Genomic DNA, 5,059 nt, shown 5'->3' with positions numbered 1-5,059 from the left:
GGCCGTCCGGCGTCCGCGCCGCCGAGACCGCCACCCCTTACCCGCCCGCCCCCACGGACCCGCCCGCGCCCGTCACAGGCGCGCACGCGGCACCCTCATCGCACGACCCGCTGGCCACATCGCGCGACCCGCTGGCCGCGTCGGACGACTCATCGGCGTCCGGCGCCTCACCCACCGCGGAGGGGCCGGAAACCCCGTCCCGCGCACCCGGCCCGGAGGCGCCGCTCCCCGGCGCGTACGAGCCGTCTCCGCGCCACGGCGATCGTCCCGTTCCGACCGACGTCTCAGTGGCCGGAGGGCCGTCCGCGGCGGGCGGGGCCGAGAGCTCCGATCCTTACCGGGCCGACCTCGGGTCTCCGGTCGCCGGGACGCGCGACACGTCCGTCCGGCACGGTGACCGGACCGGCGCGCACGCGGCGCCCGAACCCGCCGACGGCCCGCCCTCCACGCCGAGCGGCCCGGACGCGCCGGGGTCCGGCGACGACGGGCGGCGGCTGCGGGCGGTCGAGCCGGTGTTCGAGCCCGGCAACCGGATCGACCAGGAGCTTTACGAGGCCGCGCTCGGCGGGGACTCCGACGCGTTCCTGCGGGTGCTGCTGGCCGCCAACGTGCTCGTGCCCATCCCGCAGGACGCGCCGCTGGAGGTCACGCCCGTCCAGCGCGAGTTCCGCTGGGAGGCGGCACTGCGCGACGACGCCGCGGTGCAGGTGTTCACCTCGCTGGTGCGGCTGCGCGAGGTGCTGCCGGCGTCTCGGTTCGTGTACGCCGACTTCCGCGAGCTGATCGGCGCGTGGCCGCGCGAGGACTGGGCGATGCTGCTCAACCCCGGGACGCGGATCGGCGCTTCGCTGCGGGGCGACCAGGTGCGGGCGCTCAGCGAGTGGGCGGTCCGGGTCGGGCTCGTGCAGCCGCGCCCGGGAGGGCCGCTGCCTGCGCCGCAGGCCCCCGGCCAGGACGCGGCGGCGCCCGAGTCGTTCGCGGCGTCCTCGCCGGAACCGGAGCCGCTCCCCGAGCCGGAGCCGCTTCCGGAACCCGACCGGCCCATGCACGACCAATCCGTGTACGACCAGTCCGTGCACGACCGGCCCGTGCGGGCGGTTCCCGAGCCACGGCCGGTGACGGACGCGGACGCCGACCGCGTCCCGCAGCCGACCATCATGCAGAAGGTCGTGCCCCACGGGCATGTGAGCTGGTACCTGGAGCAGGGCTACGACCGGGTGGGCGGCTTCGTCCACCCGACGGGCGACGTCACCGAGCTGCAGACGCCGATCCAGTTGTACGAGGCGCTGGGGCTGCTGTACGACGACTCGACCTTCGCGCCCGGCGACGAAGGCGTCTACGTCATCCGGTGGCCCGCGTACTGCCCCGACCTCTACCGGGTGCCGTTCGGCGGCCGTGACGAGGAGGAGCTGGCGACCTGGGGCGACGCCGGGTGGGTGATCGAGCGGCCGCCGTTCCTCGGGACGGGGTTCGCGCCGGGCAGCGCCGGGTCGATCCGCGAGTACAAGGTGGACAGCGTCCGCCTCCCCTACGGCGCGGAGATGTACTACCTCGGCGCCGACCGGTCCGAACGGTTCGTGGCCATGTACGACCCCGACAGGCTCGCCTGGCTGCGTCCCGACGCGGCGGCGGGCGCGGACGGGCGGGACGGCCGGACGGAGGCCGGGCAGTGATCCGGGACGGGTACGTCGCGCGCTGGCTCGGCCGGGACTTCGAGGCCGCGCCCGGCGCCGACGGCGAGATCCGGCTGTACGCGCCCGAGCCCACCGACGGGTTCGAGGAGCTGCGCGCGGGACGGTTCCGGCGCGTCGTCCCGGCGGCGGAGGTCGAGGAGCTGCGTTACGTCCGGACGACGTGCACGTGGCGCGGCGAGCGGTTCGTGGTCGTCGGCGAGCACGAGACGTGGCTGCGCGTCGAGTACACCGGCGGCCGGGCCCCGGACGCCGAGGCGCTCGGCCTGGAACGCATCGACCAGGGGATCTGGCAGGCGTGGGCGCCCGCCGCGGAGATCGCGGACCTCCGCGAGGAGTTCACCTGACCGGCGGGGCCGGAAACCCGGTCTTGATTTGAGCCATTGATCCGTGTTCGCATGATTCCGGGGAGAGGCTCTAGGGTAAGGGGCACCGACTCAGGCGCTCAACGGCGAAGCGACGGAGGTGCTGCGGCGGTGGTCTCCCGCTCGGCGGTCAAACCGATCTTCCTCGGGCTCGGCACGGCGGCCGTCATGGCCGCGGGCTCCGGGTCCGCGATCGCGTTCGAGTCACCGTCCCCCTCCGCGTCCACGTCCCCGTCCACGTCCGCCCCCGCGGACCCGGCGCCTGTGCTGTCGCTGGTGGTCACCGGCGGCGGTCCCGTCACCGCCGACAAGGCCGTCGCGGTCACGATGAAGGTCGCCACCGACACGGGCCTGCTGACGGACGTGAAGATCACCGCGGTGAAGGTGACCACGTCCGTCCGCGGCGTGAAGACGAAGGTCACCGAAGGCTGCCCGCCACCGGCCACGGCGCCCGCGTGCATCCTCGACAAGGTGAACGTGAAAGGCAAGTCCCTGACGTCGTACGTGTCCGTCCCGGACACGCTGAAGCAGCCCGTCACGGTGACCATCAAGGTCACGGCGACCGGGAAGTTCGGGGAGACCGAGGAGACCGACTTCGACACCGCGTCGGTCGGCTTCCGGCCGGTGCCGAAGCCGAGCAAGCCACCGACCAAGCCGAAGCCGTCGCCGACCCTGACTCCCGGGTCGGGGGACGGCCCGTCGGACGGCAAGGAAGGCAAGGACAACAACGGCTCGTCGGGCGGGAACAGCGGCTCCGGGTCGGGCGGGTCCAGTTCGGGGGGGTCGAGTTCGGGCGGTTCCACCACCGGGAGCGGCTCCGGGTCGGGCACGACCGGCGGCTCCGTCTCGTCGACGCCGAACGGCACGTTCACCGCGCAGAGCCCGCAGGTGGCGCTGCCGCCGGTCGCGCCGCCCAGCCCGTCGGTCGCGCCGGACCCGAGCGTGACGACGCCGGAGAGCCGGCTGCGCGGCAACCAGTCGCCCGTCGCCCAGGACCTGACGTTCGAGCGGATGGCCAGCACGCAGGTCGCGTGGCTCGCGGCGCTGCTGGTGGCGGTGTCGCTGCTGCTGACGCAGCTGCGGCTCGGCCGCCGGTACACGGCCGCCGCCGCGGCGCGGCCCAAGGGCACGCACCGGCGGACCCGCCGGGGCATGTTCGGCAAATAGTCCGCCCGAGTCCGAAACACCGGCGGACGCGGCGGAGAGTCAAGATCCACTTAACCCATGCGGGCCCGCGCGAGGGTGTCCCGCGGAACGATCCATCCGACCCGGAACCCGCGTTTCGGCGCCTTTCACTCCAGAAACAAAGGTGATCTCAGGTATCGGAGTCACCACCGCGCGCGCCCGTTTTCAGCAGGCGGCGCGGAACCATTTTCGGCCGAGCGGAAATGGCGCACCGCCAACGAAGATCAACAACAGCGGGCCCGGGGCGAGGACGATCAGTTCCTCGTGAGGCTGTAACAGGCGATGGCCGCGGCGGCGACGACGTTGAGCGAGTCCACGCCGCGTTCCAGCGCGGTCTCCCCCATCGGAATGCGGACGCGGTGGTCGGCCTCGTGCAGCCAGCGGGACGACAGGCCGTCGCCCTCCGAGCCGAGGAGCAGGGCGCGGCGCTCGGCCGGGCCGACCTCGTCGATCGGCACCGCGTCCGGGGCGGGCGTGAGGGCGAGCAGCTGGAAGCCGCGGTCGCGCAGCTCCGCCAGGCCGTCGCGCCGGTCGGCGAGACGCGCGTACGGGAGCGCGAACACCGCGCCCATCGACACCTTGACCGAGCGCCGGTAGAGCGGGTCGGCGCAGCGCGGCGCCAGGACGGCGGCGTCCACGCCGAGCGCCGCCGCGCACCGGAAGATCGCCCCGACGTTGGTGTGGTCGACGATGTCCTCGCAGACCACGATCCGCCGGGCGGCCGCGGTGACGTCGGCGACGCTGGGGAGCGGGAGGCGGGCGAGCGAGGCCAGGGCGCCGCGGTGGACGGGGAAGCCGGCGACGCCCTCCAGCGTCTGCTCGTCGGTGACGTACACGGGCGCGTCCAGGCCGTCCAGGAGGTCGGCCAGGGGTTCGGCCCAGCGCGGCGCCATGAGCAGTGAGCGGACGGGGTACCCGGCGCCGACCGCGCGGCGGATCACCTTCTCCCCCTCGGCGAGGAAGAGGCCGTGCTCGGCCTCCAGGCTCCGGCGCAGGTTCACGTCCCTCAGCCGCATGTAGTCGGCGAGGCGCGGATCGTTCGGGTCGGAGACGTGTACCAGGCGTGCCATGCCCCCATCTTGCCGCCGCCCGCGTCGTGCGGACGCCCGGACGCCACCGAATTCGATCTTGCTATTACCGGAGCCGCCCTTTCTCCACGGCCCGGTGTCACCCCGATTACTCACGGCGACAAAGCGCCGTCCGGTGCCGTGATCGATCACGCAAACGCCGATGACCTGCGCGATCTTCGGTTTTGAGTTCTTTGTAACCTCTAGTGCGTACTACTACAGTGCCGGGGACATCGGCCGGTATCTGGTGAATCGAGGGCAGTCATGAGCGGACGTCATCGCGATGCCTTCCCCGAAGGGTCGGGTGAAGGCCGGCCCGACTCCGGCGCGCCCGTATTCGGCCCCGCCGATGACGGGTCGTACGACTGGTTCGGGACCGGTCACGGCACGCGGGCCGCATCCGAGGGCGCGCCTCCGGCCGGGCCGCCCGGAAGCGCTCCGGGCGGTGGCGCACAGAAGTCCGGCGCACAGAAGTCAGGCGCACAGAACTCCGGCGCGTCGGGTGAGACGTCCCGGCGGTTCACCACGCGCCCGTCGTCCGAGGAAAGGGTCCAGCGCTCGGGCGAGTACGGCATCACGTCCCGGGCCGAGGGCCCCGGCCCCGGGACGGGCCACCGCGACGACCCCCTTCGCGGATCCGGCGACGGCCCGGCGGGCTTCTTCGGCGGCCGTGCCGGCGGCTCCGGGGACTCGGGCGGGCCGGGCGGCGGCTCGGGTCCGGGGCCGGGCGGGTCCGGCGGTGAGCGGGGCC

4 protein-coding genes and 1 pseudogene are annotated in these 5,059 nt (G+C 73.8%); 4 read left to right on the top strand and 1 reads right to left on the bottom strand.

Going from position 1 to position 5,059, the window contains the following annotated elements; all coding sequences use genetic code 11:
• From E1291_RS38940 to E1291_RS38930, 3 genes are all read left to right on the top strand, one after another.
• A partial coding sequence (locus tag E1291_RS38940) for an SseB family protein (protein WP_207401182.1) occupies positions 1–1,673 on the top strand: 1,673 nt, incomplete at its 5' end.
• Positions 1,670–2,038, top strand: coding sequence for a UCP033725 family protein (locus tag E1291_RS38935; RefSeq protein WP_131743037.1), 369 nt, complete (start codon positions 1,670–1,672; stop codon positions 2,036–2,038). The genes E1291_RS38940 and E1291_RS38935, both read left to right, overlap by 4 nt.
• Positions 2,039–2,167: 129 nt before the next feature.
• On the top strand, positions 2,168–3,223 hold the full coding sequence (locus tag E1291_RS38930; protein ID WP_131743036.1) for a hypothetical protein: 1,056 nt from the start codon (positions 2,168–2,170) through the stop codon (positions 3,221–3,223).
• 272 nt (positions 3,224–3,495) lie between these two features.
• On the opposite strand, the gene E1291_RS38925 is transcribed toward E1291_RS38930, so the two are convergent.
• Entirely contained in the window at positions 3,496–4,311 is an 816-nt protein-coding gene (locus E1291_RS38925; protein WP_131743035.1) for a TrmH family RNA methyltransferase, read from the bottom strand.
• Positions 4,312–4,572: 261 nt separating this feature from the next.
• Here E1291_RS38925 and E1291_RS43565 point away from each other — a divergent pair.
• A pseudogene (locus E1291_RS43565) lies at positions 4,573–5,059 on the top strand (hypothetical protein); the annotation flags it as partial.

This window comes from Actinomadura roseirufa, from assembly GCF_900659635.1.
Taxonomy (GTDB): domain Bacteria; phylum Actinomycetota; class Actinomycetes; order Streptosporangiales; family Streptosporangiaceae; genus Spirillospora; species Spirillospora roseirufa.
The sequence above is the reverse complement of the archived record's forward strand: the minus strand, read 5'-3'. Positions and strand labels throughout refer to the sequence as shown.

What these genes read in the sequence shown, in the direction of transcription:
- E1291_RS38925 (WP_131743035.1), bottom strand. Translation starts at nt 4,311, where the DNA reads ATGGCACGCCTGGTACACGTCTCCGACCCGAACGATCCGCGCCTCGCC.